A 24,547-nucleotide genomic window follows, 5' to 3' on the forward strand; every position below is an offset into this window, starting at 1 on the left:
CATGAAGCTGACCCAAGGCTGCTTCTCGTTCCTGCCCGATCTGACCGACGATCAGATCACCAAGCAGGTGCAGTATTGCCTCACCAAAGGCTGGGCGGTGAACATCGAGTTCACCGACGATCCGCATCCCCGCAACACCTATTGGGAGATGTGGGGTCTGCCCATGTTCGATCTTCAGGACGCCGCCGGCGTGATGATGGAGCTCGCCGAATGCCGCAGAGTGTATGGCGACCGTTACATCCGCCTCAGCGGCTTCGACTCCAGCCCTGGTTGGGAATCGGTGCGGACCTCGTTCCTCGTCAACCGCCCGCCGCAGGAGGCCGAGTTCGAGCTGGTGCGGCAGGAGGTGGGGGGACGCGCGATCCGCTACACCACCGTGCGCCGGCCGGCCGCGCACGCGCAAACCTAAATCATTCTCCTCCGCGCGGAGCACTCCCTGCTCCGTTTCCTTGGCGGACCACTGCTTCGCCGCTCCCCCCGCGGCGAAGCCCTTTTCTTCGAGGTGCCGATGCTGGATGTTCCCCACGCAATGACCACTGAGCCCGGCGAGACCAATTTCGATCTCCGCAAGGAGGCCGAAGCTGCCGGCATCACCGGCACGCTGCAACAGCTCGAGCAGGAGCTTATCGGATTGAAGCCGGTGAAGAACCGCGTGCGCCAGATCGCGTCGCTCTTGCTGATCGAACGCATCCGGCAGCGCGCGGGACTGGCTTCGTCGCCGACGACACTGCACATGTCGTTCACCGGCAATCCCGGCACCGGCAAGACGACCGTCGCGCTGCGCATGGCCAAGATCCTGCACGGCCTCGGCTTCGTGCGGCGCGGGCAGGTGATCTCGGTGACGCGCGACGATCTCGTTGGCCAGTATATCGGCCACACCGCGCCGAAGACCAAGGAGATCCTGAAGAAGGCGATGGGCGGCGTGCTGTTCATCGACGAGGCCTATTATCTGCACCGGCCGGACAACGAGCGCGACTACGGCCAGGAGGCGATCGAGATTCTGCTCCAGGTGATGGAGAACCAGCGCGAGGACCTCGTCGTCATCCTTGCCGGCTATGGCGAGCGGATGACGAACTTCTTCGCCTCTAACCCGGGCTTCCGCTCGCGCATTGCGCACCACATCGATTTCCCGGACTATGCGGAGGAAGAGCTTCTCGTCATTGCCGAGTTGATGCTGAGGGAGCGCGGCTATCGCCTCTCGGCGGCGGCGCGTGAAGCTTTCGAGAAGTACATCGCGCTGCGCCGGACCCAGCCGTTCTTCTCCAATGCGCGCTCGATCCGCAACGCCGTCGACCGCATCCGGCTGCGGCAGGCGGATCGCCTGGTGTCGGATCTCGACCGCATGCTCGATATCGCCGACCTCGAAACGATCGATCCCATGGACGTCCTGGCGAGCCGCGTTTTCAGCGGCGGTGCGGACGCGCAGAGGAGTGCGAAGCCATGACGAAAGAAATCCTCATCGCGCCTTCGATCCTGGCCGCGGATTTCGCGCGCCTCGGCGAGGAGATCGCTGCGATCGACGCGGCGGGCGCCGACTGGATTCATTGCGACGTCATGGACGGGCATTTCGTCCCGAACATCAGTTACGGCGCCGACGTCATCAAGGCGATCCGGCCGCTGACGGCGAAGATTTTTGACGTTCATCTGATGATCGCGCCGGCCGATCCCTATCTCGAAGCGTTCGCGAAGGCCGGTGCGGATGTCATCACGGTGCATGCCGAAGCCGGCGTCCATCTCGACCGCTCGCTCCAGGCCATCCGCGCGCTCGGCAAGAAGGCCGGCGTCAGCCTCTGTCCAGCGACGCCGGAAGCCGTGATCGAATACGTGATCGATCGTGTCGATCTCGTGCTGGTGATGACGGTCAATCCGGGCTTTGGCGGCCAGTCCTTCCTCGAGTCCCAGTTCGAGAAGATCAGGCGCATTCGAAGCTTGATCGGCGACCGTCCAATCCGGCTCGAGGTTGACGGCGGCATCACGCGCGACAATGCCGCTGCCGTGACCGCTGCGGGCGCCGATACGCTTGTGGCGGGTTCCGCTGTGTTTCGCGGCAAGAGCAGCGCGGACTATGCCGCGAACATCGCGGCCATTCGCGGCGCGGCGGAGGCCGGCAGAGTTCCGAAGTTGCAGGATGTCTCCGGAAGGCCGGCGCGTCTCGGCGAGACCGCGCTCATCCGGTAAAATACGGTATACAGGCGGGGCCGATCCGGCGCCGGTCTGGTTGTGCCAAGGCGTGCCACTTTCCTCCGGAGAAATACGGAGGATGACGCACAAAATGATCAGCTCGTTTCAGGCCGGGGTAACCAACGCATCGAGACGAAAATTCGATTAACGCCCGCGCAATGCTATGCGTCTCAATCTGCGGTTTAGGAACGCTGAGAGAGCGCGGGGATGCGGATCGAAGATATCTGCGGGCATGAGGCCTGCACGCGGCGGAGAGCGATGGCATGAGCATGCATCGCTTGTTCGCCGAACAGCTCCGCTGCGCCACCGACGCGACCGGACAAGTCGATCTTGCCAAGCTGGGCGAGCTCGTCAGCGCTGCCTATGAGGCGAGCGACCGCGAACGCCAGCGAATGACCGACGCGCGAGCACACACGCATGACGAGGTCGAGCAGGATTTGTTGCGGACCCAGGAGTTCCTCGACACCATCGTCGAGAATATCCCGATCGCCGTGTTTGCGAAGTGCGCCAGGGATTCGCGCTATATCCTGCTCAACCGCGCTGGCGAGGACTATTACGGCGTGCCGCGCGAACAGATGTTGGGCCGGACACCTGAGGAGATTTTTCGGGCCGACGTCGCCCGAATGGTCAACGAGCAGGATCGTCGCGTCGTCGCCAGCGGCATGCCGATGTTCCTCGAGGAGCATCTGCTCGAAGTCGGCGTCAAGGGCCACGATCGCGTCGTCAATTCGCGCAAGATGCTGATCACGGACGGCGCCGGCGACCCGCAATATCTGGTTGGCGTCATCGAGGACGTCACCGAGCGCATCACCACTCAAGAACGGATCAGCCACCTCGCGCGCCACGATGCCTTGACCGATCTGCCGAACCGCAGCGCGTTCAATGCGGCGCTGAGCGAGCGGCTGGAACGGGCGCAGGAGGCGTCGACCAGTTTTGCGGTGCTCAGCCTCGATCTCGACCGCTTCAAGGAAGTCAACGACGTGTTCGGCCATCCCGTCGGCGACATGTTGATGCGCGCGGCGGCCGAGCGTCTTGCAGCGGAAGCCGATGGCGCCTTCGTCGCCCGCATTGGCGGCGACGAATTCATGATCCTGGTGCCGGACGATGTCTGCCGCGAAGAGGTGCTGACGCTCGGCGAGCGCCTCGTCGAGGCGATCGGTAACGAGCTCGAGGTCGACGACTATCTCTCCCATGTCGGCTTAAGCGTCGGCATCGCGCTCTACCCGGATGACGGCGTGGATGCGGCCACGCTGCTCGCAAATGCCGATTCCGCGCTCTATCGCGCCAAGCGCGAGGGCAGGGGTACGGTCCGCTTCTTCGAGTCCGAGATGGACCGGGAGCTGCGCGACCGCAGGTTGCTGTTGCATGACCTGCGCCAGGCGGTGGAGCAGAACCAGCTATTCGTCTACTTCCAGCCGCAGGCGCGGATCAACGGCGAGGTCATCGGCTTCGAGGCGCTGCTGCGCTGGAACCACCCGACGCGGGGCTTTGTGCCGCGCGACCAGTTCATTCCACTTGCCGAGGAGAATGGTCTGATCATCCAGATCGGCGAGTGGGTCTTGCGCGAAGCGTGCCGCGAGGCGGCGTCGTGGCCGCGGCCGTTGCAGGTGGCGGTCAATCTGTCGCCGGTCCAGTTCCAGGCCGGCGACCTCGAAGGCTCGATCCATCAGATCCTGCTGGAGACGGGGCTTAGCCCGACGCGGCTCGAGGTCGAGATTACCGAGGGCGTGCTGATCGGCGATTTCACCCGCGCGCTCAATCTGCTGCGGCGGTTGAAGGCGCTCGGCATCCGCATCGCGATGGACGATTTCGGCACCGGCTACTCCTCACTGTCCTATCTCCAGTCGTTCCCGTTCGACAAGATCAAGATCGATCGCAGCTTCATCTCCAATCTCGAGGCGAGCCCGCAATCGGCCGAGATCGTCCGCGCGGTTTTGAGCCTCGCGCACGCCCTGCATATCCCGGTCGTCGCCGAGGGGGTGGAAACGGAAGCGCAGCGCGCCTTCCTGGCGCGCGAGGCCTGCGAGGAGATGCAGGGCTATCTCATCGGCCGGCCCGAATTGATCGAGCGCTATCTCGACGTCGTCGGCGTGACCGTGGAGCGGCGCCTCTACGCCTAGCCGTTGGCCTGCGACAGGATTTCGAGCGTCAAGTCCGCGCTGATTGGAACTTTCGCTCGAATACGCATTTCCTAGACGCAACCGAGCCGGGCGCGCTGCGGGCGCAGCGAATCTTTTGCACGACCGCCATCGCCCTGACGCAAATAAGGGCCATAACCCCTGTGAACGCGAGGGAGGCTCTCATGGAGAACGTACGTCGTTATCGCGCGCTGGCGTCCCTCTGTCGTCAGCAGGCCGCCTACCGGCCGCTCCAGAACTGGGAATTGCTCGGCCAGGCCGAACATTTTGAATATCTCGCCGAAGTTGAGCTCAAAGCACATTACGATGCGTGCAATGCGCAACATGACGAGGACGCTGTCGCGGCCACGGCGTGGGAGAGGCCTGCCGCGGCGTGACATTTCGTCCGGCCTCCGTGTCTTCTTTGCCAAGATTTAATCGCGTGGACGGGACGCCGTAAGGTGGCGACCACCATGTTGGGTGCAAGGCGACTTACCCAACATGGACATATCGACATGAACGATCGCGTCAATTCCGACACCACCACGTCCCGCAAGATCCTGAGGCCGCGCCGGCTCGCGCTGCTCGGCACCGTGGCCGCGCTCGGCCTGGCCGTGCTGGCGACTGCTCCCGGCTCTTCGCCGTTCAGCGCGACCTCCTTCATTGCGCCCGCCCAGGCCGCGGAGACCGCCACGACACCGCAGGGCTTCGGCGATCTCGTCAGCAAGGTCAAATCCGCCGTCATCTCGGTGCGGGTCAAAATCGACCAGGACAGCGAGAAGAGCGCGATGCTGCAACAGAACCGGATGGATTCGGACGAGGCGACGCCGTTCGACCAATTCTCACGGCAATTCGGCTTCGGTGGTCCGGGTGGCATGAACGGCATGCCGCGCCAGCGCCACCAGACTATCACGGGTGAGGGCTCCGGCTTCTTCATCTCCGCCGACGGCTATGCCGTGACCAACAACCACGTCGTCGACCACGCTGAGTCGGTGCAGGTGACGATGGATGACGGCCAGACCTATACCGCGAAGGTGGTCGGCACCGATCCGAAGACCGATCTCGCGCTGATCAAGGTCGAGGGCAAGAAGGATTTTCCGTTCGTCAAATTCTCCGACCAGAAGCCGCGCATCGGCGACTGGGTGGTCGCGGTCGGCAATCCCTTCGGCCTCGGCGGCACCGTGACCGCCGGCATCGTCTCGGCCAGCGGCCGCGACATCGGCAACGGTCCCTATGACGATTTCATCCAGATCGATGCACCGATCAACAAGGGCAATTCCGGCGGTCCGGCGTTCGACATGAACGGCAACGTGATTGGCGTGAACACCGCGATCTTCTCGCCCTCCGGCGGCTCGGTCGGCATCGGCTTCGACATTCCGGCTTCGACCGCAAAGCTCGTCGTCGCACAGTTGAAGGACAAGGGTGCGGTGACACGCGGCTGGCTCGGCGTGCAGGTGCAGCCGGTGACATCGGATATCGCCGACAGCCTCGGCCTCAAGGAGGCGCGCGGCGCGATCGTGGACAATCCGCAGGACGCTAGCCCGGCAGCGAAGGCGGGCATCGAGGCGGGCGACGTCATCACCGCCGTCAACGGCACCGCGATCAAGGACTCCCGCGATCTCGCCCGCACTATCGCTACGCTTGCACCGGGCACGTCCGTGAAGCTCGATGTCGTCCACAAGGGCGACAGCAAGACGGTGACGCTGGCGCTCGGCGAATTGCCGAACGAGCGGCAGGCTAAGGCCGACGAGGGCAAGGCGCAGCCGGATGCCGGCACGCCGCGTCTCGGGCTCAGCCTGGCTCCGGCCGGCGACGTCCAGGGGGCCGGCCAGAAGGGCGTCGTCGTCACTGAAGTCGATCCGCAAGGGCCGGCCGCGCAGCGCGGCATTCAGACCGGCGACGTCATCCTCAACGTCGGCGGCAAGGCCGTCGCCAATATCGGTGATGTCCGTTCGGAGCTGGCGCAGGCGAAATCGTCCGGCAAGCGCAGCGTGCTGCTGCAGATCAGAAACGCGCAGGCGACCCGATTCGTCGCGGTGCCGCTCGCATAAGTCGAACGTCGATCCGCGCAAATCCAAAAAGGCGGCCCACGGGCCGCCTTTCCTGTTTGCCTTCAGGATTCCGGATGGCCGCCGATAACATTCTCGTTAACGGCAGAGAGGATGACCCGGTTCGTCCGAAAAAGCCGTGTTCGCTCATCACAATTGCGGATCTCGTATGGAGTCGGCGGCAATGAAGCCGCCGGGACGATTGCAAGCGTGGAACTTCGAACTTGCCGCCGCTGAGCTAGCTGGCCGGCAGTTCGCATTTGATCGGTGCCGACATGGATCGATTGAAGCTCTCGCTGAGGACTGCGCTGCTCGTGGCGCCATTCGTGCTGTGGGGTGGAAACGCTCTCGGGCGCGACGACGGCCGCTACGCGGACTCACCCCTCAAGCCGTGGTTCGACGGCCTGCGCAGCCATCTCGGTCCGTGCTGCTCGGATGCGGATGGGTTTGCCGTCGCCGATCCCGACTGGGACTCGCACAACGGGCATTATCGGGTGCGGCTCGACGGGGAGTGGGTGGAGGTCCCGGACGAAGCCGTGATCACCGAGCCGAACCGGGCCGGCCGAACCATGGTGTGGCCGGTGAAGACCGCGTTTGGCGTTTCGATCCGCTGCTTCATGCCGGGCAGCATGACCTGACAGAGTTCAGCGCGACTATCTGGAGGATTTGCGCTTCGATGTTTTCTTCGACGTTTTCTTCGAAGTTTTCCTGGACGTTTTCTTCGAAATCTTCTTCGTCTTCTTGGAGGTCTTCTTCTTGGAGGTCTTTTTCGCGGCCTTCTTCGGGACCTTCTTGCCCTTCTTGCGTGCCTTCGACAGGCCGATCGCGATTGCCTGCTTGCGGCTCTTCACGCGTCCGCCTCGACCGCCAGGTCCGCTCTTCGCGCTGCCCTTCTTGTAGCGTTTCATCTCGCTTTCGACATCGCTGCCGGAGCTGCGCGAGTAGCGGCGCTTCTTTGCCTTGCGTGCCATGCATGTTCTCCCTTGGCCGGGGAGAACCATCCGCGACAGGCATGGTTCCGAAAGCGGGCACGCAGCGACCTGGATTGAGTGGGTAGCCTAGAACGAATTCGCCAGCTCGATCTCCGCTTCCAGCACCTGGATGCGCCGTGCTGCCTCACTGGAGGACAGGTCCCGCGCATATTGCGCGGGTTGATAGGCCTCTTCGCTGAGCCGTTTCAGCCTGAGGCCCTGTGTCCGGGTCATCTGCTCTGTGAGGAAAGCCCTGGCATCGTATTTACCCTGAACCTGCATGTCGCTTCTCCGGACCTGAAATCGTGACTTGACTATATGTTCTTATTTTGTTCTAACAAGTCATGGACAACAGAATTAATGAAATTCGACGTAAAATCAGTGCGTTGAGGCTGGAAATGGCCGATGTCGAGGCGTCCGTGCGCGAGCTCGTCGACCGCGATCGCGACTGCACGGAGAAGGCCCTGGCCGCAAATGGATCTGCGCTGGAAAATCAATCTTCTGATCGGCGAATGGAAGGCTGCAGGTGGCGGCGATGTCCTGCCGGATGTCCGCGACAGGATGCGCCTTCGTTCCGCGAAGAAAGCCGGCAATCCCGTGCGTGCTATCGCGCGCCATTGAGAGCTTTGGGAGTGTGCCGTGGAAGAAGACCCGGCGACGTACCGGATCTTGAGACTGCGCGCCGAGATTCTCGAACTGGGCTCGGCCATCCGGCAGCTGCAACGCGAGGGGCTCGACGACGCCGCGGCCCAGCTCCTGATCGTGCGCAAGAGCGGACAGCTCGCTCATCTCGTGAAATCAGATCGTGCGGGCTGTCATCCCGACCTCACCGGCGGCCGTCGTTGAAGCGTATGCGCGCAGGGCGACATGCGGGCTTGTCGATGCCGGAGGTTGGCGAAGCGGCCTGAGAAAGGGTTCAGCCGAACCCGCAAAGCAAAAAGGCCCCGCGATGGCGGGGCCTCCTTGAATGTCGGCGAGCAGCTACTTGGTGTTGCTCATGCCGCCCTTGTTGTGCGTCATGGTGCCGCCCTGGTCGGAGCCGGGGCCGGAGCCGCCCTGACCGGAGGGATCGGCGCCCTTGGAGGATTTGGTGTTGGCGCCCGTGGTCTGCGACGACGACATGGAGGATCCATGTTTCGCCTTGTGCGACTTTGCCTGCACGGCGAACGGCGCGGCGGCGAGGCCGGTTGCCAACATCACGGCGAGAGCGAGCTTGGTTGTCTTCATGGGGGAACTCCCTGAGTTGAATTGACGCAGGCAGCCAACCGCGCTCGGTCACAGGAGTTCCGAACACAGGAGCTCCGCTGCATCACGCACCTTTCAAGATTCCTTGTCCTCTGCGAGGATGAAGACGACGCCGGTGAGTGTCGCGCCGATCGCGAATGTCGTCGCCAATGTGAGGGCGAAAGCGACAGCGGCCTGGCTTCCGCCGTGGCTGAGCAGGTTGGCGACGGCTGGATTGGTCAGAACGAGCACGAGGCTGAAAGCGAGGCCGAGGGCTGCGCCCATCATCGCATGCGTCATCAGCTTGACGAGGCCGCTGGGAGAGATCAGGTCCGACGACTTTTTCGTGCGCATGGAACTCTATCCCGATCTCGCATGCAACGCCTGCGACGCTCGCCGGTTCCATCCGGATGAACGAATTGTCATTGCCCGCTTCATCCGACGTTCATGCCGGCTTTGCGAGGATGAACACGTCACAGCACGGGAACATTCGATATGGGTAAGGTGGTCTTTCTTTACCGTTCGCTGGCCTATCGCAACGCCGCCGCGGACATCCTGGGCAAAGCGCGCAAGCTGCCCCGCGGCGCGGAGCGAAGTGCTGCTCGCCGCTATGCAAAAGCGCTGCGCGAGCTCGCCCGAACGGAAGCCTGGCTCGAAGGACGCGTCGCGCGCGAACCGCGTCCGGCGCAGGGCATGACGAATGCGTCCTCCGGCTAGCCGGATGCGCGCTGCAATTCGGCGGAGCTGGCGTCTTCGAATTTGCCTGGTGTCGTTGTCGCGGCAGTCTTGCGAATCAACGGCACCTCCAGGCGGCACAGCAGGCCCTCGGCGCGCCAATCGAAATGCGCTTGTCCACCGAGCTGGGACTCGACGCTCGCAAGCAGGCTCCGCGTGCCGAAGCCGCGGGACTTCGGGGGCCTGACAAGCGGGCCGCCGGTCTCCTCCCAGGTCAGCGTGAGCAACTCGTCCTCGGCCTGCCAGCCGATCGCGAGCCGTCCCGACCGCGTCGAGAGCGCGCCATACTTTGCCGAGTTGGTGAAAAGCTCATGCAGCGCCAGTGCCAGCGTCTGGGCGGTCGCCGGCAGCAACTGAACTTCGGGGCCTGCCAATTTGATCTGGCCGCCGAGGGAATAGGGCGCAAGCTCCTCGTCGATCAGCTTCGAGAGTTCGGCGCCCTGCCAACTCGACAGCGACAGTATCGTATGCACGCGCGCCAGTGCATTGATGCGCCCCTCGACGGCGTTGACATAGGCCTTGACCTCGTCCGCGCGGGTGAGGCGCACGATCGATTGCGCCAGTGCCAGCGCGTTCTTGGCGCGATGATCGACTTCCCGCGCCAGGAGATTCTGCCGCTCCTCGGCGCGCTTGCGTTCAGTGATGTCCACCGTCACGCCGCTGACGCGCAGAACCCGACCGCTATCGTCGGCCGTGGCGGCGGCCGTGCCGACACACCAGCGCACATCGCCGTCAGGCCGCACGATGCGGAACTCCGTTTCATAGGCGCGCGTGCCCTTGTTGAACTCGCCGATCGCCTTGCGCAACTGATCGACCTCATCGGGATGCAACAGCGCCTGAACGTTGGCCGGGTTCACCTCGAAGCTCTCCGGGCCAACGCCAAAGATGCGGTACTGCCCCTCGTCCCAGATCCAGTCGCCGGTAATCCAGTCCCAGTCCCAGGAGCCCATCTTGCCGGCGGCGATCGCCATGCTACGCCGCTCTTCGCTCTCGCGCAGCTTTGCGGTGGAATTCTCAAGCTCGGCGGTACGTGCACGCACGCGGTCCTCGAGATCCTGATTCAGCCGTTCGAGCTCGCGCGTCTTGCGGTAGAGTTCGGCAAACACCTTGACCTTGGCGCGCAGCACCTCCGGCACGACCGGCACCGGGACGTAGTCGACCGCGCCCATCTCGTAGCCGCGCAGGCGGTCGATGTCGCTGACTTGAATGGCCGAGATGAAAATCATCGCGGTCTTCTGGAAGCGCGGATGCTCGCGGATCATCGCGGCAAGTTCGAAGCCGTCGAGTTCGGGCATGCAGACGTCGACCAGGATCACCGCGATCTCGGTCTTGAGCAGCACCTCCAGAGCCTCGCGACCCGACGAGGCAATCACGAGATTCTCGCCCAGATCCTTCAGGATCACCTCATAGGCGAGCAGCTTGGCCGGCTGATCGTCGACGAGGAGGATGTTGACCTTTTGGTGGTCCATACGGGCATCCAACTCAGCGGTGCAGCCACATGCGGATTGCAAGCAGCAATTGATCGGTGTTGACGGGTTTGGCCAGGTAGTCGGACGCGCCGGCTTCGAGGCATTTCTCGCGGTCGCCCTTCATGGCCTTGGCCGTCAACGCGATGATCGGAACACGGGCGAAGGCCGGATCTTCACGAATAACGCCGATGGTCTGATAGCCATCCATCTGCGGCATCATGATGTCCATCAGCACGATGGCGATCTCCGGATTGGATTCGACCAGCGTCACCGCCTCCTTGCCGGTGGTCGCCGTCAGCACCTTCATGCCGCGCCGTTCCAGCACGCTCGACAGCGCGAAAATGTTGCGGGCGTCGTCGTCGACGAGGAGGGCGGTCTTGCCGATCAGGTCGTCGTCGGAACTGTTCAGCTTCTCGAGCATGCGCTGTTTCTCGACCGGCAATTCCGTGATCACGCGGTGCAGGAACAGCGCGGTCTCGTCGAGCAGGCGCTCCGGTGATTCCACGCCCTTGACCACGATGCTGCGCGCCATGGTGTGGAGTTCCGCATCTTCCTCGGCGGACAGCTCGCGGCCGGTGAAGACGACGACCGGGACGTTCGACAGCGCCTCGTCGTTGCGGATCTGGTCCAGCACCTCGAAGCCGCTCATGTCGGGCAGCCGCAGGTCGAGCACGACGCAATCGCAGGGGGACTCACGCAGCATCGAGAGCGCGTCGGCGCCGGTGCCGGCCGTCACGATCTCGATATCGTCGTGATGCAGGAGCTCCCGGATCGAGAGCTGCTCGGCTTCGTTGTCCTCGACGATCAGCAGCCGCTTGCGCCGCGGCCGCGCATATTCCTTGATCTGCGTCAGCGCGGCCGAGACGCCCTCGGTCGTCGTCGGCTTGTTGACGAAGGAGAAGGCGCCGCGCGCCAGCGCATGCTGGCGATCCTCGTCGAGCGTGATGACCTGCACGGGGATGTGGCGGGTCAGCGGATTGTGCTTGAGCTGGCTCAGCACTGTCCAGCCGAGCATATCAGGCAGGAACACGTCGAGCGAGACGGCGCGCGGCTGGTACTGCTTTGCAAGCTCCAGCGCCTCCGCGCCGCGTGCGGCGACCAGCACCTTGAAACCCTTGTCCCGGGCAAGGTCAATCAGAATACGCGCATAATGCGGATCGTCCTCGACGATCAGCAGGATGCTGTCGCCGGGTTCGAGGTTGAGCCGGTCGTCGGCGAGCTGCTCGATGACGCGCTGCTGTTCGGGCGTGGCGGGCTGCAGCGCCGGCGGCTGGCTGTGTTGCTGGGGCGCAGGGCGCGGTGCGAGCGTCGGACCGGAATATTTCAGCGGCAGGTATAGCGTGAAGCACGACCCCTTGCCCGGCAAGCTGCGCAGATGGATTTCGCCGCCGAGCAGGCTTGCGAGCTCGCGGCTAATCGCAAGGCCGAGGCCGGTGCCGCCATATTTGCGGCTGGTGCCCGCATCGGCTTGCTGGAACGCCTCGAAGATCAGCTTCTGCTTCTCCAGGGGAATGCCGATGCCGGTGTCGGACACTTCGAATGCGATCACGGCCGGCGCCGAGTTCAGCACGGGATGATCCGTCCCCCAGCCGCCGACCGCGGCGGCGACCTTCAGGCGCACTTCGCCCTCGGCGGTGAACTTGAAGGCGTTGGAGAGCAGGTTCTTCAAAACCTGCTGCAGACGCTTGGAGTCGGTGACGAGGCTGCGCGCGAGATTCGGATCGAGGTCGATCTTGAACGAAAGGTTGCGGTTTTCCGCCTCGTGACGGAACGGCCGCCCGACGGTATCGAGCAGGTTCGCGGTCAGGATTTCCTCGGCGTCGACCGTCACGGTGCCGGATTCGATCTTGGAGAGATCGAGAATGTCGCTGATGAGATTGAGCAGGTCGGTGCCGGCACCGTGGATGGTACGGGCGAATTCGACTTGTTTGCCGGTGAGATTGCCGTCCGGATTGTCGGTGAGCTGCTGTCCGAGGATCAGGATCGAGTTCAGCGGCGTGCGCAGCTCGTGACTCATATTGGCGAGGAATTCGGACTTGTACTTCGAGGTGAGTGCCAGCTCGGTCGCCTTTTCCTCCAGTGCGCGGCGGGCCTGCTCGATCTCCTGATTCTTGCGCTCGACCTCGACGTTGCGCTCGGCGAGCTGCTGCGCCTTCTGTTCGAGCTGGTCGTTGGTCTGCTGCAACTCGCGCTGCTGGGTCTGGAGTTCGCCGGCGAGCTGTTGCGACTGCTTGAGCAAACCTTCGGTCTGCATCGTCGCTTCGATCGAGTTGAGCACGATGCCGATCGAGTCGGTGAGCTGCTCCAGGAACGTCATCTGCGAAGTCGTGAACGAGGTGAGCGAGGCCAGCTCGATCACCGCCTTGACCTGGCCTTCGAACAGCACCGGCAGCACCACGAGGTTCTTCGGGGCGACCCGGAGCAGTGCCGAATTGATCGGCACCACGTCGGCCGGAATGTCCGCGATCACGCGCGGACGCTTGTCGATCGCGCATTGGCCGATCAGGCCGTCGCCGAGCGGCAGCACGCGCTGATACGGATAGATGCCGTCGCCGGCATAGGAAGCGAGCAGCAGAAGCTGCGGGCTATCCTCGTTTTCGACCTGATAGATCACGCCGGTATGCGCGTTCACCAGCGGCGACAATTCGGTGAGCAGCAGCCGGCCGACGGTGGTGAGGTCGCGCTGGCCCTGGAGCATGTTGGTGAATTTCGCAAGATTGGTCTTCAGCCAGTCCTGCTCGGTGTTCACGTCCGTCGTCAGACGGAGGTTCGTGATCATCGTGTTGATGTTGTCTTTGAGCTCCGAGACCTCTCCGCGGGCGTCGACCTGGATCGACCGCGTCAGGTCGCCCTTGGTCACCGCGGTTGCGACCTCCGCGATCGCGCGCACCTGCGAGGTGAGATTGGCCGCCAGGAGGTTGACGTTACCGGTGAGATCCTTCCAGGTGCCGGCGGCGCCGGGCACGTCGGCCTGACCGCCCAGCCGCCCCTCGACGCCGACCTCGCGCGCCACCGACGTCACCTGGTCGGCGAAGGTCGCGAGCGTCTCGGTCATGTTGTTGATGGTGTCGGCGAGCGCCGCGACCTCGCCCTTCGATTTCACCGTCAGGTTCTGCTTGAGGTCGCCGTTGGCGACCGCGGTCACCACCTTGACGATGCCGCGGACCTGCTCGGTCAGGTTCGCCGCCATGAAGTTGACGGTGTCGGTGAGATCCTTCCAGGTGCCGGCGACGCCGGGCACCTGGGCCTGGCCGCCGAGTTCGCCTTCGGTGCCGACCTCGCGCGCGACGCGGGTCACTTCGCCGGCGAAGGCATTGAGCTGGTCCACCATGGTGTTGATGGTGTTTTTCAGCTCGAGGATTTCGCCCTTCACGTCCACGGTGATCTTGCGCGACAAGTCGCCGCGCGCCACCGCAGTGGTGACCTCGGCGATATTGCGGACCTGCGTGGTGAGGTTCGCGGCCAAAAGGTTGACGTTGTCGGTGAGGTCCTTCCAGGTGCCGCCGACGCCGGGGACCACGGCCTGGCCGCCGAGCCGGCCTTCGGTGCCGACCTCGCGCGCGACGCGCGTCACTTCGGCCGCGAAGGAGCGGAGCTGCTCGACCATGGTGTTCAAGGTGTCCTTGAGCAGCAAGATCTCGCCGCGCACGTCCACCGTGATCTTTTTCGACAGGTCGCCGCCCGCGATCGCGGTTGCGACCTCGGCGATGTTGCGGACCTGGGCCGTCAGGTTCGAGGCCATGAAGTTGACGTTGTCGGTGAGGTCCTTCCAGGTGCCGGCAACCCCGGGCACCTCGGCCTGGCCGCCGAGCTTGCCTTCGGTGCCGACCTCGCGCGCAACGCGCGTGACTTCGCCGGCAAAGGCGTTGAGCTGGTCCACCATGGTGTTGATGGTGTTCTTCAGCTCGAGGATCTCGCCGCGCACGTCGACGGTGATCTTGCGCGAGAGATCGCCGCGCGCCACGGCGGTGGTCACCTCGGCGATGTTGCGGACCTGGGCGGTGAGGTTGCCCGCCATCGAGTTGACGCTGTCGGTGAGGTCCTTCCAGGTGCCGGCGACGCCGGGCACGTTGGCCTGGCCGCCGAGGCGGCCTTCGGTGCCGACCTCGCGCGCCACGCGCGTCACCTCGCCCGCGAAGCGGTTGAGCTGGTCGACCATCGTGTTCAAGGTGTCCTTGAGCTGAAGGATCTCGCCGCGCACGTCCACCGTGATCTTGCGGGACAAGTCGCCGCCGGCGATCGCGGTCGCCACTTCGGCGATGTTACGGACCTGCGCGGTGAGGTTGCCAGCCATCGAGTTGACGCTGTCGGTGAGGTCCTTCCAGGTGCCGGCGACGCCGGGCACTTCGGCTTGTCCACCGAGCTTGCCTTCGGTGCCGACTTCGCGCGCAACGCGCGTGACTTCGCCGGCGAAGGCGTTGAGCTGGTCCACCATGGTGTTGAGCGTTTCCTTCAACTGAAGGATTTCGCCGGACACGTTGACGGTGATCTTCTTCGACAAATCGCCCTTGGCCACAGCGGTCGCGACTTCGGCGATGTTGCGGACCTGCCCGGTCAGGTTCGACGCCATCGAGTTGACGCTGTCGGTGAGGTCCTTCCAGGTGCCGGCGACGCCGCGCACCTGGGCCTGGCCGCCGAGTTTGCCTTCGGTGCCGACTTCGCGCGCGACGCGCGTCACTTCACCGGCAAAGGCGTTGAGCTGGTCCACCATGGTGTTGATGGTGTCCTTCAGCTCCAGGATTTCGCCGCGCACGTCCACGGTGATCTTCTTCGACAAGTCGCCGCCGGCAACCGCCGTCGTCACCTCGGCGATGTTGCGGACCTGCGCGGTCAGGTTCGACGCCATCGAGTTGACGCTCTCGGTGAGATCCTTCCAGGTGCCGGCGACGCCGAGCACATTGGCCTGGCCGCCGAGGCGGCCTTCGGTGCCGACCTCGCGCGCCACACGCGTCACTTCGCCGGCGAAGGCGTTGAGCTGGTCCACGCAGGTGTTCAGCGTTTCCTTCAGCTGAAGGATCTCGCCCGACACGTTCACCGTGATCTTCTTCGAGAGGTCGCCGCCCGCGATGGCGGTCGCGACGTCGGCGATGTTGCGGACCTGGGCCGTCAGGTTCGACGCCATGAAGTTGACGTTGTCGGTGAGGTCCTTCCAGGTGCCGGCGACACCAGGCACCTGGGCCTGGCCGCCGAGCTTGCCCTCGGTGCCGACCTCGCGCGCCACGCGCGTCACTTCGGAGGCGAAGGAGTTGAGCTGGTCCACCATGGTGTTGATGGTGTCCTTCAGCTCCAGGATCTCGCCGCGCACGTCCACCGTGATCTTGCGCGACAAGTCGCCGCGCGCAACGGCGGTGGTGACGTTGGCGATGTTGCGGACCTGGGCGGTGAGGTTGCCGCACATCGCGTTCACGGAATCGGTCAGGTCCTTCCAGGTACCGGCGACGCCGGGCACGATGGCCTGGCCGCCGAGCTTGCCGTCGGTGCCGACCTCGCGCGCCACGCGCGTCACTTCGGAAGCGAAGGAGCGGAGCTGGTCCACCATCGTGTTGATGGCTTCCTTGAGCTGAAGGATCTCGCCGCGGACGTCCACCGTGATCTTCTTGGACAAGTCGCCGTTGGCCACAGCGATCGTCACCTCGGCAATGTTGCGAACCTGGTTGGTCAGGTTGTTCGCCATCGAGTTGACGCTCTCGGTCAAATCCTTCCAGACGCCAGTCATTTCCGGCACCTGGGCCTGGCCGCCGAGCTTGCCCTCGGTGCCGACCTCACGCGCGACGCGCGTCACCTCGGAGGTGAACACGCCGAGCTGCTTGATCATGGTGTTGACGATGGTCGCGGACTGCAGGAATTCGCCGCGGAGCGGACGGCCGTCGACGTCGAGCTTGACGGTCTGGATCAGGTCGCCTTGCGCCACGGCTGCGACCGCGCGCGTCACCTCGCGGGTTGGCCACAACAAATCGTCGATCAATGTGTTGACCGAGCCTTCCATGTCGGCCCAGGAGCCGGAGGCGAGGCCGAACTTCACGCGCTGCCGCGTCTTGCCCTCGCGGCCCACCACCTGGCCGACCAGCTCGAGCTGCTGCGCCATGCGCTGATTGGCGGCGATGATTTCGTTGAAAGTGTCGGCGAGCTTGCCGTCAATGCCGAGATAGTCGCCGCTCATGCGCACCGAGAAATCGCCGTTGCGCATGGCCTGGAGGGCAAGCAGCAATTCTGCCCGGGAATCCGGCTCCGACATACCGTTGTTCTTTGGCTTTGGGCCGCGACGACCGGAGCGTGATGCAGTTCCGGTTTCGACGTCGCTCATACTCATTCCCCCGCAGGCGCCGGCCGAATCCCAGGCAAGACGCGATTGATCAAAATAGAGCTTCAGCTCAATTCGAAATCAAGCGCCAACGTACGGCACCAGGAAATGGAACCTGCTTTGCTCAGCCCAACGGAAACAATCGCGACGGACCGAAATGGTTCCATCGGGTTCCAAAATTTTCGGGCCGAAGGTCCCCCTTCAACGCGCCATTGCAAGGGACAGTTGGCTTCAGGAACGGAGTGGCGGCCCTCCCGTTAGCCCGCAAATGCAGGGAGAGCGCATATGAAAGCCGGATTTGCCGTCGTCGTGACTGTGATGGTGTTTGCCGGATCGGCTTTGGCGCAGAGCGGTGCGCCCAGCGGTCGCGGCGCCGTGACCGGCGATCCCGCCGCAAGCTCCGCCACGCCACGGGCGGATACGCCGACCACGGGCACGTCGACCCGGTCGAACCCCAGCGGTAGCGGCACCTCGAGCTCGGGCGGCAAGGATGACAATGGGGATGCCGGCCGGGACAGAATGCCGGAGAGCGACCGTACGGTGCGGCCGGAGAGCCAGCAACATCATCCGAACGACAAGTAAAGGGGCTATTTGTCCGCCATGGTGCGCTCGGCGTCCTTGACCTGCGAGCGCAACATCGGGAGCTGCTCGCGCGCGAACGCCGCAAGCGCGGCATCATCGGGTGCCTTGAGATAGCGTTCGAGCAGGTCGATCACCGATTCATATTCGGGAATCTGCGCGGCATAGAAGCTTTTGACGAAAGTTGGCCCGTCCGAGGTTTCGGGCTCGACCAGGCTCGCGCCCGCGGGGGTCGTCTTGGCGACGCGCGGTTCAGTGCCGATCGCCTCCTGGATCGGCTTCAGGGCCTTGTCGCGCTGGGCTGCTTCTTCGGCACGCAGGGCGGCGAGGTTCTTGACCTCGGCATTGCCCTTCAGGTCGGTGCTCTCCAGCAGACCCTGCTGGAAGCGGCTGAACGTGTAGAGGTCGCTGATGACCTCGGTTGCGGTCGGCGCGCGGCCGGCCGGACTGTGCTCGGCGGTGCTATCGGCAAGCGCTGCAGTGCTGATGGAGGCGAGGACTATCGCGACAAGAATCCGCATGGATAGCCAATAGCGGATGGTGACCAAAGTTCCGCAAATGTTACGATCTCGTAAGGGCTGTTGCAGCGCCCAGGTTCCGTCCCCAATTTTACCTTCATGAAACGATCCGACACTTTCAGAGACAACGCCGACAACTGCCTTCAGCTCGCTGAACGGTCCCAAGGACAGCCGGCTCACAACCGCTTCTTGCGCATGGCGGAGGCGTGGACGGCACTCGCGAACGAGCAGGACTGGCTCGACGGCGAGGTGCCGCCCGTTGCGGCCCGCAGCCGTCAAAGGCAGGAGGCGTGACGCTCTCGTTTCCGTGAATCTGCGTGTGAGACGGCTCACGGAACGCAAGCCACCAATTCATTATTCGGGAGCAGTCGATCGCGTTATTTTTTGATTCCAGGAATTTAATTCCAGAAGGAGGTTTGCGATGGCTACACGCCCACGTCTGGCTCTTCTTTCTCTCATTTTCGCCTTTGGCGTCTCGGTCGCATTTGCGACGGTGACGACGGTGCGGCAGGTGCATCATGAAAATGCATCGGCCGCAGTCCACGCGGCCCACAGCTAGCCGCAGCCTCTCTTGCTCTCGGAACCTTCGAGGCTCAGGCGCGTAAGCGCTTCGAGACGACACGAGAGAGGCGAGAGCATATCATGGCCCATTCCGACCAAGGCATGATCAGAGATCAGCGCGGTGAACAGCAGCCGCGGGACAAGCAGCGCGCGCAAACGGTGCACAAGTCGAAGCGAGAGGGCTCGCCCTCTCGCGAGGCCACGCGCGATCCCAAGTTGAACGACAACAGCAAGACACCCGGCTCCGGCATGGTGCCGGATGATTCCGGCGACGCGCCGAGCGGCTAATTCCACGAGGAACGAATCCCTGCGCGAAGAGTCGAGGGATTGCTTCCGGTTGTCATGCCCCCGGTGATCCGGAAGCAATCTCCAAGGACGGCCCTGGCACCCCGCGCCGGGGCCGTTTGCTTGAGCATCAGGCCGGGCTAATCTTCGGACTCGCGCTGCGGATGCGGGTGCGTGTGGCCGTCCGGTCCGCGCCCGAAAACCCCGAACCTGCTCGATTTGACATTAGCCCCTGCATCGACCCCGGCGGCGGCCAGTCCGAGCTTGAGGAGCTCGCGTACCGCCGCGGCTCGCGTCGGCATGCGATGTTTGAACCGGAAGTCGTCCACCGCGGCCAGTTCTTCTGGTGACAGCATGACCTGGAGCCGCTCGGCGCGAAGGTCGTTCATGGTCAATCACCCAAAATGAGTATGTTGAGTAATCCACTCAACAAACTCATTCCACGAGGGTTCCACAAAATCCGAGCCACCAGATGGTCATCGAGCAGGTAGAGCGCTGGGCCAACAGCCTGGGCCTTCAACCGCCGAGATTGCAGCCTTCGACGCAAGCGAAAGCGAGCTAACGCTTCGCGAGGGGAGGGCTCTTTGCCGACAGCGAATGGGCTGATCGGTGCGGTTTGCGGGAGACGATGCGAAGCTTGCGCCTGAGCCACCAGGCCAATACCGAAACGACGGCCCAGACTATCAACGCTGCAGCGAAAGCGCCCGGAACGCTCGAAGTCACGGTGAGATGGAAGACGGCGGCGAATGCCAGGAGACCGACACTTCCCCAAGCGGCGCCAGCCGCGTCGAGCGCGGCGGCCTCTTGCCCGCGGCGCGTGCCGCTGAGGCCGGCCTTCTCCTTGGTGCGGCGCTCATGGCTTTCGACCAGCGTGGCGCTCGCGCAGAAGATGGCGGGAAGCGCAAGGAATAGTCCGCCGACGGACACACCGAAGCGCGCTCCCAGTATCCCCGTGAGCACGGTCGCCAGGCCACCGAGCAGGAAACGAATGCCGTATTCGTACCAGCGTGTCTGCTTTAGCGCGGAGAGTGACAGCTTGACCGGCATCAGGCCGCACCTCCGAAGCCGGCGAGCAGGCCGAAGGCGACCGCAAGCCACACGACAACAGCGAGGACGGTCGCGGGCAGCGCGGACACACGGTATCCGATCAGCAGATGGCAGACGACAACGCTGTAGCAGCCGAGCGCGACCGCGCCATAGATCATCGTCCAGCTTTCGGCCGCAGCATATTGCGGGCCGTGCTGGACGACGGCGATGCCGAGCGTCGCCAGTGCGACTGACGGCGCTGCGCCGAGCAGCCCCGCAAAGCTTTTGGGTTTGAGCATATCGCCGAAGATCGCAAAGGCGGAGACGATGACGCCACCGGCAATGAATCGCAGGACATATTCGGTCACGGCCGTTCCCGCCGATTGACCTGCTCGCGGAACGATCGCGTCAGTGTCCATGGCCGCAAAAGTCTCTCTACGGCCGCGCCAAGCGCAAATCCTGCGACGACGTCGCTTGCCCAATGCGCGAGCACCGCGATCCGTGTCAGCGAAAGCGCGACCGCAACCGTGCGCACCAATCGACGCGGCGCTTCGGGCAGCAAGCCCGCAGCCGACGCAAGTGCGCCCATATGGACCGCGTGACCGGACGGGAAGGCGTCGCGCGCCTGTCCTGAGACGGGTACTCCATGTCGGTGTCCGCGTATGGTCAGCCGGTCTGGCCTGATCTGATCGAACACGGATTTCAGGACATGAGGCAGAACGGCCGTCGCTAGCGACACAGCCAGAACGTGATTTGCCACGGGCCGCTGTTGCGGCTGCCAAATATGAGCATAGAGCCACCCCGCTGCGGCCAGCGCGAGCAGCACGTGCTCGTCGGCCGCCCAGGTTAATGTCTGCGCGGTGTGCTCGACGCCTGAATTGGTGTGATCAGCGATCTCGTTCGCGATCGCGACGTCGATCCGGGTAGGTTTGACGTTGACTAAGGCCATCGGTCTGCAAGCGTGATGTCTCCCCATGACGGTCTTGCAAAGCCCGGAGGCAAAGAAGGTTCCTGAGCTCTGCCTCGTGGCATATGCAAGCCGGCGTCCTCGGAAACTCGTTACTTGGACTGGCCGACGCTCGGTGCCTTGCCGAGCTCCTTGGCCATGTCGAGGTGGTGCTTGAGCGCCGGCAGCGTCTTGCCGGCCCAATCCTTCAGGTCGGAATTGTCCCCGCCTTTGGCGTAACGCTCGAACAGCGAGACCGCGTCCTCATGGGCGCTGACCTGGTACGAATTGTAATCCGAGCTGAAGTCCTTGCCATTCGCGCTCTTGAGCTTGTCGAGCTTGCTCTGGTGCGAGCTGTCGACCGCTGTCGGCAGGGTTGCCTGCACCTTGCCGCCGCTGACCAGGCCCTTGAGTTCGCCGCTGGTCTTGGTGTGGTCGGTCACCATCTGTTGCGCAAAACTCTTCTCCTGCGCGTTGCCCTTCTGCTCGGCGAGCTTGCTCGATTCGATCTCGAACATGTCGCTGATGGCAACCTCCTTGACGAAGTCGGCGGTCGCAGGCGCGATGCCGAGCGCCGAATTGACGCCGGTCTTCTCACCGAGCGACTGGGCGAGCGCGGGGCCTGCGAAAAGCACGCAAGCAAGGGCGATGATGGTACGTTTCATGGTCCGGTCCCTCCGATTGAGCGCGCAGCCTCTCGCCGCGCGACGTGGCGCCGACCAACACGCCGCAGGGGCCGAGGTTCCTAACGGTTAATCCGTGGGATGCCGCCCGGTGCGCGGATTGATGGGGTCGGTCGGCTTGCGCCGAAGCCGTTCGGGCAGAAACGGCTCGGTCGGCGTGGCGGTGGCCTCGGCACGTACGTCTGCATGGCGTTGTGCTCGTTCATGCGGCGTCCGGTTGTCGTTGATCTGCCGCTTCACGTCGAGGCCATCGACGGGATCGTTGACGCCGTGCTGGATATCGCGGAAATCGCTCATGCTTCACCTCATTCCTTTCCAGGCAGGATCTTTTCCAACATCTGCCGCGCCGCTCCCTTGATCACTCCGCTCTCGTTGGGATCGCCCTTCATCAGGGCGAGCGAGAAATTCTTCGCCTGCTGCAAGGTGACGTGCGGCGGCAGCGGCGGCACTTCGGGGTCGGTCTTCACCTCCAGCACCACCGGCATCTCGCTCGCCAGCGCCTGCTCCCAGGCCGAGCCCAGCAACTGCGGGCTGTCGACGTAGATGCCGCGCAAGCCGATCAACTCGGCAAAGCGCGAATAGGACACGTTTGGGATGCGCTGCGGTGCCTCGAATTTTGGATCGCCGTTGATGATGCGCTGCTCCCAGGTTACCTGGTTGAGGTCTTCGTTGTTGAAGACGCAGACGATGAAGCGCGGATCCTTCCAGTCGCGCCAATACTTCGCGGCGGTGATCAGCTCGGCCATGTTGTTCATCTGCATCGCGCCGTCGCCGACGAGTGCAATCACGGGGCGGTCGGGATGGGCGTATTTCGCGGCGAGCGCATAGGGCACCGCGGCACCCATGGAGGCGAGGCCGCCGGAGAGCGAGGCCGTCATGCCGCGGCGCATCTTCAGGTCGCGCGCGAACCAGTTGGCGCAGGAGCCGGAATCACTGGTGATGATGGCCAGGTCCGGCAGGCGCGGCGACAATTCCCAGGCGACGAGCTGCGGATTGACCGGTGCTGCGGGCTGATGTGCGCGGTCATCCAGCGTCTTCCACCATTTCGCGACGTCGGCTTCGATACCCTGGCGCCAGGCGCCGTCGCTCTTGGGTTTCAGTCGCGGCAGCAGTGCGCGCAGCGTCTCGGCGGCATCGCCGACGAGGCCGACCTCCATGGGAAAGCGGATCGACAACATGCTGGCGTCGATGTCGATCTGCACGCCGCGCGCCGCGCCTTCCTTCGGCAGGAATTCGGCATAGGGAAAGGCGGAGCCGACCATCAGCAGTGTGTCGCATTCCATCATCATGTTGTAGCTGGGCTCGGTGCCGAGCAGGCCGATCGAGCCGGTGACCCAGGTTAGGTCGTCGGGCAGCACAGCCTTGCCGAGCAGCGCTTTGGCACAGCCGGCCGACAGCCGGTCGGCGACCGCGATCACCTCCTCGGTGGCATGCAGCGCGCCGGCGCCGACGAGCATCGCGACCTTCTTGCCGGCGTTGAGCACTTCGGCGGCACGGTCGAGATCAGCGTCACGAGGCTTGATGCTTGGAGCGCTATAGCCGATGCCAGAATGCAGGGTGCCGTGAGCGCGCGGCGGATCCTCGTACGGCTCCTCCTGGATATCCTTGGGCAAGATGATCACGGTTGGCGTCCGCCGGGCCAGCGCGATCCGGATCGATCGATCAATCAGATGCCGAATCTGCGCCGGCGAGGATGCCTGCATGACGTAGGCGCCAGCCACATCCTTGAACATCGAGACGAGATCAAGTTCCTGCTGATAATGTCCGCCCAGCGCATTGCGTGCCTGCTGACCGACGATCGCAAGCACCGGCTGGTGATCGAGCAGGGCATCGTAGAGACCGGTAATCAAATGCGAGGCGCCGGGGCCCGAAGTTGCGATGCAGACGCCGAGCCGGTCGGAGAACTTCGCATAGGCGGTCGCCATGAAGGCGGCCATCTCCTCATGCCGGGCTTGGACAAAGCCGATCTTGCCCTCAGCACGCTGAAGGGCACCGAACACGCCGTTGATTCCGTCGCCGGGATAGCCAAAGAGGTGGCGCACTCCCCATTGATGCAGACGCTGAACGATGAAGTCGGAGACGGTCTGGGACATCGTGGGCGGCTCTTCATTCCAGGAACTTTGATTCGGGGACTTGAAGTCGAGAGAACCGCCTGTTTCAGGCGATGTTCCTCAACTCACGCGGAACAAGCTGGAACGATCGCTCACTCATTCGGGTTGTCTCGATACTGGCTGAGTGGAGAATTGAGATGTTGAATCAAAGCGAACTGGACCAAAACGAGATGGGCCGCTTGATCGGCAGCGACAAGGTCGAGGGAACATCGGTCTATGGCGCCGATCGCAACAAGATCGGCTCGATCGAACGCGTGATGATCGACAAGGTCAGCGGCAAGGTATCCTACGCCGTGCTCGGCTTCGGCGGTTTCCTGGGCCTCGGCAACGACCACTATCCGCTGCCGTGGCAGTCGTTGAAATACGACACGGAGCTTGGCGGCTACGTCACCGGCATTACCACCAAGGAGCTGGAAGGCGCGCCGAAATACGGCGAACGGAGTGATTGGAACTGGGGTGATGACGCCGCAGTTCGCGGTATCAACTCCTACTACGGCGTCCCCTTCGCTTAGGGTTTCACGGAAAGGGAGTTTGATGAGCAAGGAACGGCCGAACGACGATCCCCGGCAGCAGAGCGACTGGGGTTCGCACAAGCAAACGGACAAGCCCTGGAAAGGCAATCCGGAAAAGGAGCAGGGATCGGGCGAGGTGAAACCCGATCTTGAAAAATGGCATGAGACCAATACGCACTGAGCAAGGTGTTAATAATGAATTCGCAGCAAGCGCGGCGTGCACGATGCCGCGCTTGCTCTTTGAGCAGTCACATTGACGTATGACACCGTCGCTTGCGCA

Annotated in this window: 28 protein-coding genes and 1 pseudogene; 15 read left to right on the plus strand and 14 right to left on the minus strand. The window is 63.6% G+C overall.

Annotation, left to right across the window (positions count from 1 at the left end; translation table 11 throughout):
* Position 1 precedes the first annotated feature (1 nt).
* The 7 genes from ABIB06_RS20115 to ABIB06_RS20145 all read left to right on the plus strand — a co-directional run bounded on the left by ABIB06_RS20115 (position 2) and on the right by ABIB06_RS20145 (position 6,984).
* A complete protein-coding gene (locus tag ABIB06_RS20115; RefSeq protein WP_354045922.1) occupies positions 2-409 on the plus strand; it encodes a ribulose bisphosphate carboxylase small subunit in 408 nt (135 codons plus the stop codon).
* A gap of 99 nt (positions 410-508) precedes the next feature.
* Positions 509-1,444, plus strand: coding sequence for a CbbX protein (gene cbbX, locus ABIB06_RS20120; RefSeq protein ID WP_354045924.1), 936 nt, complete (start codon positions 509-511; stop codon positions 1,442-1,444).
* Complete coding sequence (gene rpe, locus ABIB06_RS20125; RefSeq protein ID WP_354045926.1) at positions 1,441-2,178, plus strand: ribulose-phosphate 3-epimerase; 738 nt, start codon at positions 1,441-1,443, stop codon at positions 2,176-2,178. The genes cbbX and rpe overlap by 4 nt, the downstream gene beginning before the upstream one ends.
* A 266-nt stretch (positions 2,179-2,444) precedes the next feature.
* Positions 2,445-4,301: a putative bifunctional diguanylate cyclase/phosphodiesterase gene (locus tag ABIB06_RS20130; RefSeq protein WP_354068479.1), complete on the plus strand. Its 1,857-nt coding sequence runs from the start codon at positions 2,445-2,447 to the stop codon at positions 4,299-4,301.
* Positions 4,302-4,483: 182 nt separating this feature from the next.
* Complete coding sequence (locus tag ABIB06_RS20135; RefSeq protein WP_354045930.1) at positions 4,484-4,696, plus strand: hypothetical protein; 213 nt, start codon at positions 4,484-4,486, stop codon at positions 4,694-4,696.
* A 117-nt stretch (positions 4,697-4,813) separates the two neighbouring features.
* The gene (locus tag ABIB06_RS20140) at positions 4,814-6,349 is read left to right on the plus strand and encodes a Do family serine endopeptidase (RefSeq protein WP_354045932.1); all 1,536 of its coding nucleotides are present in this window, start codon (positions 4,814-4,816) and stop codon (positions 6,347-6,349) included.
* A 272-nt stretch (positions 6,350-6,621) separates the two neighbouring features.
* Positions 6,622-6,984, plus strand: a complete 363-nt coding sequence (locus ABIB06_RS20145; RefSeq protein WP_247441924.1) for a hypothetical protein — start codon at positions 6,622-6,624, stop codon at positions 6,982-6,984.
* Positions 6,985-6,999: 15 nt separating this feature from the next.
* Here ABIB06_RS20145 and ABIB06_RS20150 read toward each other — a convergent pair whose 3' ends face one another.
* Positions 7,000-7,317, minus strand: a complete 318-nt coding sequence (locus ABIB06_RS20150; protein ID WP_354045934.1) for a DUF6496 domain-containing protein — start codon at positions 7,315-7,317, stop codon at positions 7,000-7,002.
* 87 nt (positions 7,318-7,404) lie between these two features.
* Positions 7,405-7,599: a DUF3072 domain-containing protein gene (locus ABIB06_RS20155; RefSeq protein WP_247327823.1), complete on the minus strand. Its 195-nt coding sequence runs from the start codon at positions 7,597-7,599 to the stop codon at positions 7,405-7,407.
* A 116-nt stretch (positions 7,600-7,715) separates the two neighbouring features.
* Here ABIB06_RS20155 and ABIB06_RS20160 point away from each other — a divergent pair.
* Together ABIB06_RS20160 and ABIB06_RS20165 are read left to right on the plus strand one after the other, a co-directional pair.
* Positions 7,716-7,938: pseudogene (locus tag ABIB06_RS20160) on the plus strand (hypothetical protein).
* Positions 7,939-7,956: 18 nt separating this feature from the next.
* Complete coding sequence (locus tag ABIB06_RS20165) at positions 7,957-8,163, plus strand: hypothetical protein (RefSeq protein ID WP_354045936.1); 207 nt, start codon at positions 7,957-7,959, stop codon at positions 8,161-8,163.
* 135 nt (positions 8,164-8,298) lie between these two features.
* On the opposite strand, the gene ABIB06_RS20170 is transcribed toward ABIB06_RS20165, so the two are convergent.
* Positions 8,299-8,544, minus strand: a complete 246-nt coding sequence (locus tag ABIB06_RS20170) for a hypothetical protein (protein WP_247347973.1) — start codon at positions 8,542-8,544, stop codon at positions 8,299-8,301.
* A 93-nt stretch (positions 8,545-8,637) separates the two neighbouring features.
* Positions 8,638-8,895, minus strand: a complete 258-nt coding sequence (locus ABIB06_RS20175) for a hypothetical protein (protein ID WP_247347974.1) — start codon at positions 8,893-8,895, stop codon at positions 8,638-8,640.
* 141 nt (positions 8,896-9,036) lie between these two features.
* On the opposite strand from ABIB06_RS20175, the gene ABIB06_RS20180 reads away from it, so the two are divergent.
* The gene (locus tag ABIB06_RS20180; protein ID WP_354045938.1) at positions 9,037-9,258 is read left to right on the plus strand and encodes a hypothetical protein; all 222 of its coding nucleotides are present in this window, start codon (positions 9,037-9,039) and stop codon (positions 9,256-9,258) included.
* Here the strand turns inward: ABIB06_RS20180 and ABIB06_RS20185 are convergent.
* Both ABIB06_RS20185 and ABIB06_RS20190 read right to left on the minus strand, forming a co-directional pair.
* Positions 9,255-10,745 (minus strand): HWE histidine kinase domain-containing protein, encoded by a 1,491-nt coding sequence (locus ABIB06_RS20185; protein WP_247441916.1) that lies wholly within the window; start codon positions 10,743-10,745, stop codon positions 9,255-9,257. The two genes, ABIB06_RS20180 and ABIB06_RS20185, sit on opposite strands and share 4 nt — an antisense overlap.
* 13 nt (positions 10,746-10,758) lie before the next feature.
* Complete coding sequence (locus ABIB06_RS20190; protein WP_247347979.1) at positions 10,759-17,049, minus strand: HAMP domain-containing protein; 6,291 nt, start codon at positions 17,047-17,049, stop codon at positions 10,759-10,761.
* A gap of 282 nt (positions 17,050-17,331) precedes the next feature.
* Here ABIB06_RS20190 and ABIB06_RS20195 point away from each other — a divergent pair, with 282 nt between their 5' ends.
* Positions 17,332-17,628, plus strand: coding sequence for a hypothetical protein (locus tag ABIB06_RS20195; RefSeq protein ID WP_354045941.1), 297 nt, complete (start codon positions 17,332-17,334; stop codon positions 17,626-17,628).
* A 5-nt stretch (positions 17,629-17,633) separates the two neighbouring features.
* Here the strand turns inward: ABIB06_RS20195 and ABIB06_RS20200 are convergent, their stop codons facing one another.
* Positions 17,634-18,146 (minus strand): DUF4142 domain-containing protein, encoded by a 513-nt coding sequence (locus tag ABIB06_RS20200; RefSeq protein WP_354045942.1) that lies wholly within the window; start codon positions 18,144-18,146, stop codon positions 17,634-17,636.
* A 96-nt stretch (positions 18,147-18,242) separates the two neighbouring features.
* Here ABIB06_RS20200 and ABIB06_RS20205 point away from each other — a divergent pair, with 96 nt between their 5' ends.
* Positions 18,243-18,437 carry a hypothetical protein gene (locus ABIB06_RS20205; RefSeq protein WP_247347985.1) on the plus strand — a complete coding sequence of 65 codons (195 nt, stop codon included), beginning with the start codon at positions 18,243-18,245 and terminating at the stop codon, positions 18,435-18,437.
* A 348-nt stretch (positions 18,438-18,785) separates the two neighbouring features.
* Positions 18,786-18,992: a hypothetical protein gene (locus tag ABIB06_RS20210; RefSeq protein WP_247441909.1), complete on the plus strand. Its 207-nt coding sequence runs from the start codon at positions 18,786-18,788 to the stop codon at positions 18,990-18,992.
* 137 nt (positions 18,993-19,129) lie between these two features.
* Here the strand turns inward: ABIB06_RS20210 and ABIB06_RS20215 are convergent, their stop codons facing one another.
* The 7 genes from ABIB06_RS20215 to ABIB06_RS20245 form a co-directional block, all read right to left on the minus strand.
* On the minus strand, positions 19,130-19,378 hold the full coding sequence (locus ABIB06_RS20215; RefSeq protein ID WP_247347989.1) for a hypothetical protein: 249 nt from the start codon (positions 19,376-19,378) through the stop codon (positions 19,130-19,132).
* Between the two features lie 169 nt (positions 19,379-19,547).
* Complete coding sequence (locus ABIB06_RS20220; protein ID WP_247441907.1) at positions 19,548-20,036, minus strand: DUF3147 family protein; 489 nt, start codon at positions 20,034-20,036, stop codon at positions 19,548-19,550.
* A complete protein-coding gene (locus tag ABIB06_RS20225) occupies positions 20,036-20,383 on the minus strand; it encodes a DUF3147 family protein (RefSeq protein ID WP_247347993.1) in 348 nt (115 codons plus the stop codon). Before ABIB06_RS20225 ends, ABIB06_RS20220 begins: the two co-directional genes overlap by 1 nt.
* Positions 20,380-20,964 carry a phosphatase PAP2 family protein gene (locus ABIB06_RS20230; RefSeq protein ID WP_354045947.1) on the minus strand — a complete coding sequence of 195 codons (585 nt, stop codon included), beginning with the start codon at positions 20,962-20,964 and terminating at the stop codon, positions 20,380-20,382. The genes ABIB06_RS20225 and ABIB06_RS20230 overlap by 4 nt, the downstream gene beginning before the upstream one ends.
* Before the next feature lie 110 nt (positions 20,965-21,074).
* A complete protein-coding gene (locus tag ABIB06_RS20235; protein WP_354045949.1) occupies positions 21,075-21,626 on the minus strand; it encodes a DUF4142 domain-containing protein in 552 nt (183 codons plus the stop codon).
* A gap of 87 nt (positions 21,627-21,713) precedes the next feature.
* Positions 21,714-21,941 carry a hypothetical protein gene (locus ABIB06_RS20240; RefSeq protein WP_211397214.1) on the minus strand — a complete coding sequence of 76 codons (228 nt, stop codon included), beginning with the start codon at positions 21,939-21,941 and terminating at the stop codon, positions 21,714-21,716.
* Between the two features lie 8 nt (positions 21,942-21,949).
* On the minus strand, positions 21,950-23,737 hold the full coding sequence (locus tag ABIB06_RS20245) for a thiamine pyrophosphate-requiring protein (RefSeq protein ID WP_354045951.1): 1,788 nt from the start codon (positions 23,735-23,737) through the stop codon (positions 21,950-21,952).
* 155 nt (positions 23,738-23,892) lie between these two features.
* Between ABIB06_RS20245 and ABIB06_RS20250 the strand changes: the two genes are divergently transcribed.
* Together ABIB06_RS20250 and ABIB06_RS20255 are read left to right on the plus strand one after the other, a co-directional pair.
* Complete coding sequence (locus ABIB06_RS20250) at positions 23,893-24,267, plus strand: PRC-barrel domain-containing protein (protein WP_354068477.1); 375 nt, start codon at positions 23,893-23,895, stop codon at positions 24,265-24,267.
* Positions 24,268-24,289: 22 nt separating this feature from the next.
* A complete protein-coding gene (locus ABIB06_RS20255) occupies positions 24,290-24,448 on the plus strand; it encodes a hypothetical protein (RefSeq protein ID WP_247348003.1) in 159 nt (52 codons plus the stop codon).
* Positions 24,449-24,547 lie beyond the last annotated feature (99 nt).

The sequence above is a fragment of the Bradyrhizobium sp. LB8.2 genome (genome assembly GCF_040548035.1).
Lineage (GTDB): Bacteria > Pseudomonadota > Alphaproteobacteria > Rhizobiales > Xanthobacteraceae > Bradyrhizobium.

Excerpts from the sequence above, each read along its gene's own strand:
- ABIB06_RS20115 (WP_354045922.1), top strand. The coding sequence starts at position 2 with ATGAAGCTGACCCAAGGCTGCTTCTCGTTCCTGCCCGATCTGACCGAC.
- cbbX (WP_354045924.1), top strand. The coding sequence starts at position 509 with ATGCTGGATGTTCCCCACGCAATGACCACTGAGCCCGGCGAGACCAAT.
- rpe (WP_354045926.1), top strand. The coding sequence starts at position 1,441 with ATGACGAAAGAAATCCTCATCGCGCCTTCGATCCTGGCCGCGGATTTC.
- ABIB06_RS20130 (WP_354068479.1), top strand. The coding sequence starts at position 2,445 with ATGAGCATGCATCGCTTGTTCGCCGAACAGCTCCGCTGCGCCACCGAC.
- ABIB06_RS20135 (WP_354045930.1), top strand. The coding sequence starts at position 4,484 with ATGGAGAACGTACGTCGTTATCGCGCGCTGGCGTCCCTCTGTCGTCAG.
- ABIB06_RS20140 (WP_354045932.1), top strand. The coding sequence starts at position 4,814 with ATGAACGATCGCGTCAATTCCGACACCACCACGTCCCGCAAGATCCTG.
- ABIB06_RS20145 (WP_247441924.1), top strand. The coding sequence starts at position 6,622 with ATGGATCGATTGAAGCTCTCGCTGAGGACTGCGCTGCTCGTGGCGCCA.
- ABIB06_RS20150 (WP_354045934.1), bottom strand. The coding sequence starts at position 7,317 with ATGGCACGCAAGGCAAAGAAGCGCCGCTACTCGCGCAGCTCCGGCAGC.
- ABIB06_RS20155 (WP_247327823.1), bottom strand. The coding sequence starts at position 7,599 with ATGCAGGTTCAGGGTAAATACGATGCCAGGGCTTTCCTCACAGAGCAG.
- ABIB06_RS20170 (WP_247347973.1), bottom strand. The coding sequence starts at position 8,544 with ATGAAGACAACCAAGCTCGCTCTCGCCGTGATGTTGGCAACCGGCCTC.
- ABIB06_RS20175 (WP_247347974.1), bottom strand. The coding sequence starts at position 8,895 with ATGCGCACGAAAAAGTCGTCGGACCTGATCTCTCCCAGCGGCCTCGTC.
- ABIB06_RS20180 (WP_354045938.1), top strand. The coding sequence starts at position 9,037 with ATGGGTAAGGTGGTCTTTCTTTACCGTTCGCTGGCCTATCGCAACGCC.
- ABIB06_RS20185 (WP_247441916.1), bottom strand. The coding sequence starts at position 10,745 with ATGGACCACCAAAAGGTCAACATCCTCCTCGTCGACGATCAGCCGGCC.
- ABIB06_RS20190 (WP_247347979.1), bottom strand. The coding sequence starts at position 17,049 with ATGAGCGACGTCGAAACCGGAACTGCATCACGCTCCGGTCGTCGCGGC.
- ABIB06_RS20195 (WP_354045941.1), top strand. The coding sequence starts at position 17,332 with ATGAAAGCCGGATTTGCCGTCGTCGTGACTGTGATGGTGTTTGCCGGA.
- ABIB06_RS20200 (WP_354045942.1), bottom strand. The coding sequence starts at position 18,146 with ATGCGGATTCTTGTCGCGATAGTCCTCGCCTCCATCAGCACTGCAGCG.
- ABIB06_RS20205 (WP_247347985.1), top strand. The coding sequence starts at position 18,243 with ATGAAACGATCCGACACTTTCAGAGACAACGCCGACAACTGCCTTCAG.
- ABIB06_RS20210 (WP_247441909.1), top strand. The coding sequence starts at position 18,786 with ATGGCCCATTCCGACCAAGGCATGATCAGAGATCAGCGCGGTGAACAG.
- ABIB06_RS20215 (WP_247347989.1), bottom strand. The coding sequence starts at position 19,378 with ATGAACGACCTTCGCGCCGAGCGGCTCCAGGTCATGCTGTCACCAGAA.
- ABIB06_RS20220 (WP_247441907.1), bottom strand. The coding sequence starts at position 20,036 with ATGCCGGTCAAGCTGTCACTCTCCGCGCTAAAGCAGACACGCTGGTAC.
- ABIB06_RS20230 (WP_354045947.1), bottom strand. The coding sequence starts at position 20,964 with ATGGCCTTAGTCAACGTCAAACCTACCCGGATCGACGTCGCGATCGCG.
- ABIB06_RS20235 (WP_354045949.1), bottom strand. The coding sequence starts at position 21,626 with ATGAAACGTACCATCATCGCCCTTGCTTGCGTGCTTTTCGCAGGCCCC.
- ABIB06_RS20240 (WP_211397214.1), bottom strand. The coding sequence starts at position 21,941 with ATGAGCGATTTCCGCGATATCCAGCACGGCGTCAACGATCCCGTCGAT.
- ABIB06_RS20245 (WP_354045951.1), bottom strand. The coding sequence starts at position 23,737 with ATGTCCCAGACCGTCTCCGACTTCATCGTTCAGCGTCTGCATCAATGG.
- ABIB06_RS20250 (WP_354068477.1), top strand. The coding sequence starts at position 23,893 with ATGTTGAATCAAAGCGAACTGGACCAAAACGAGATGGGCCGCTTGATC.
- ABIB06_RS20255 (WP_247348003.1), top strand. The coding sequence starts at position 24,290 with ATGAGCAAGGAACGGCCGAACGACGATCCCCGGCAGCAGAGCGACTGG.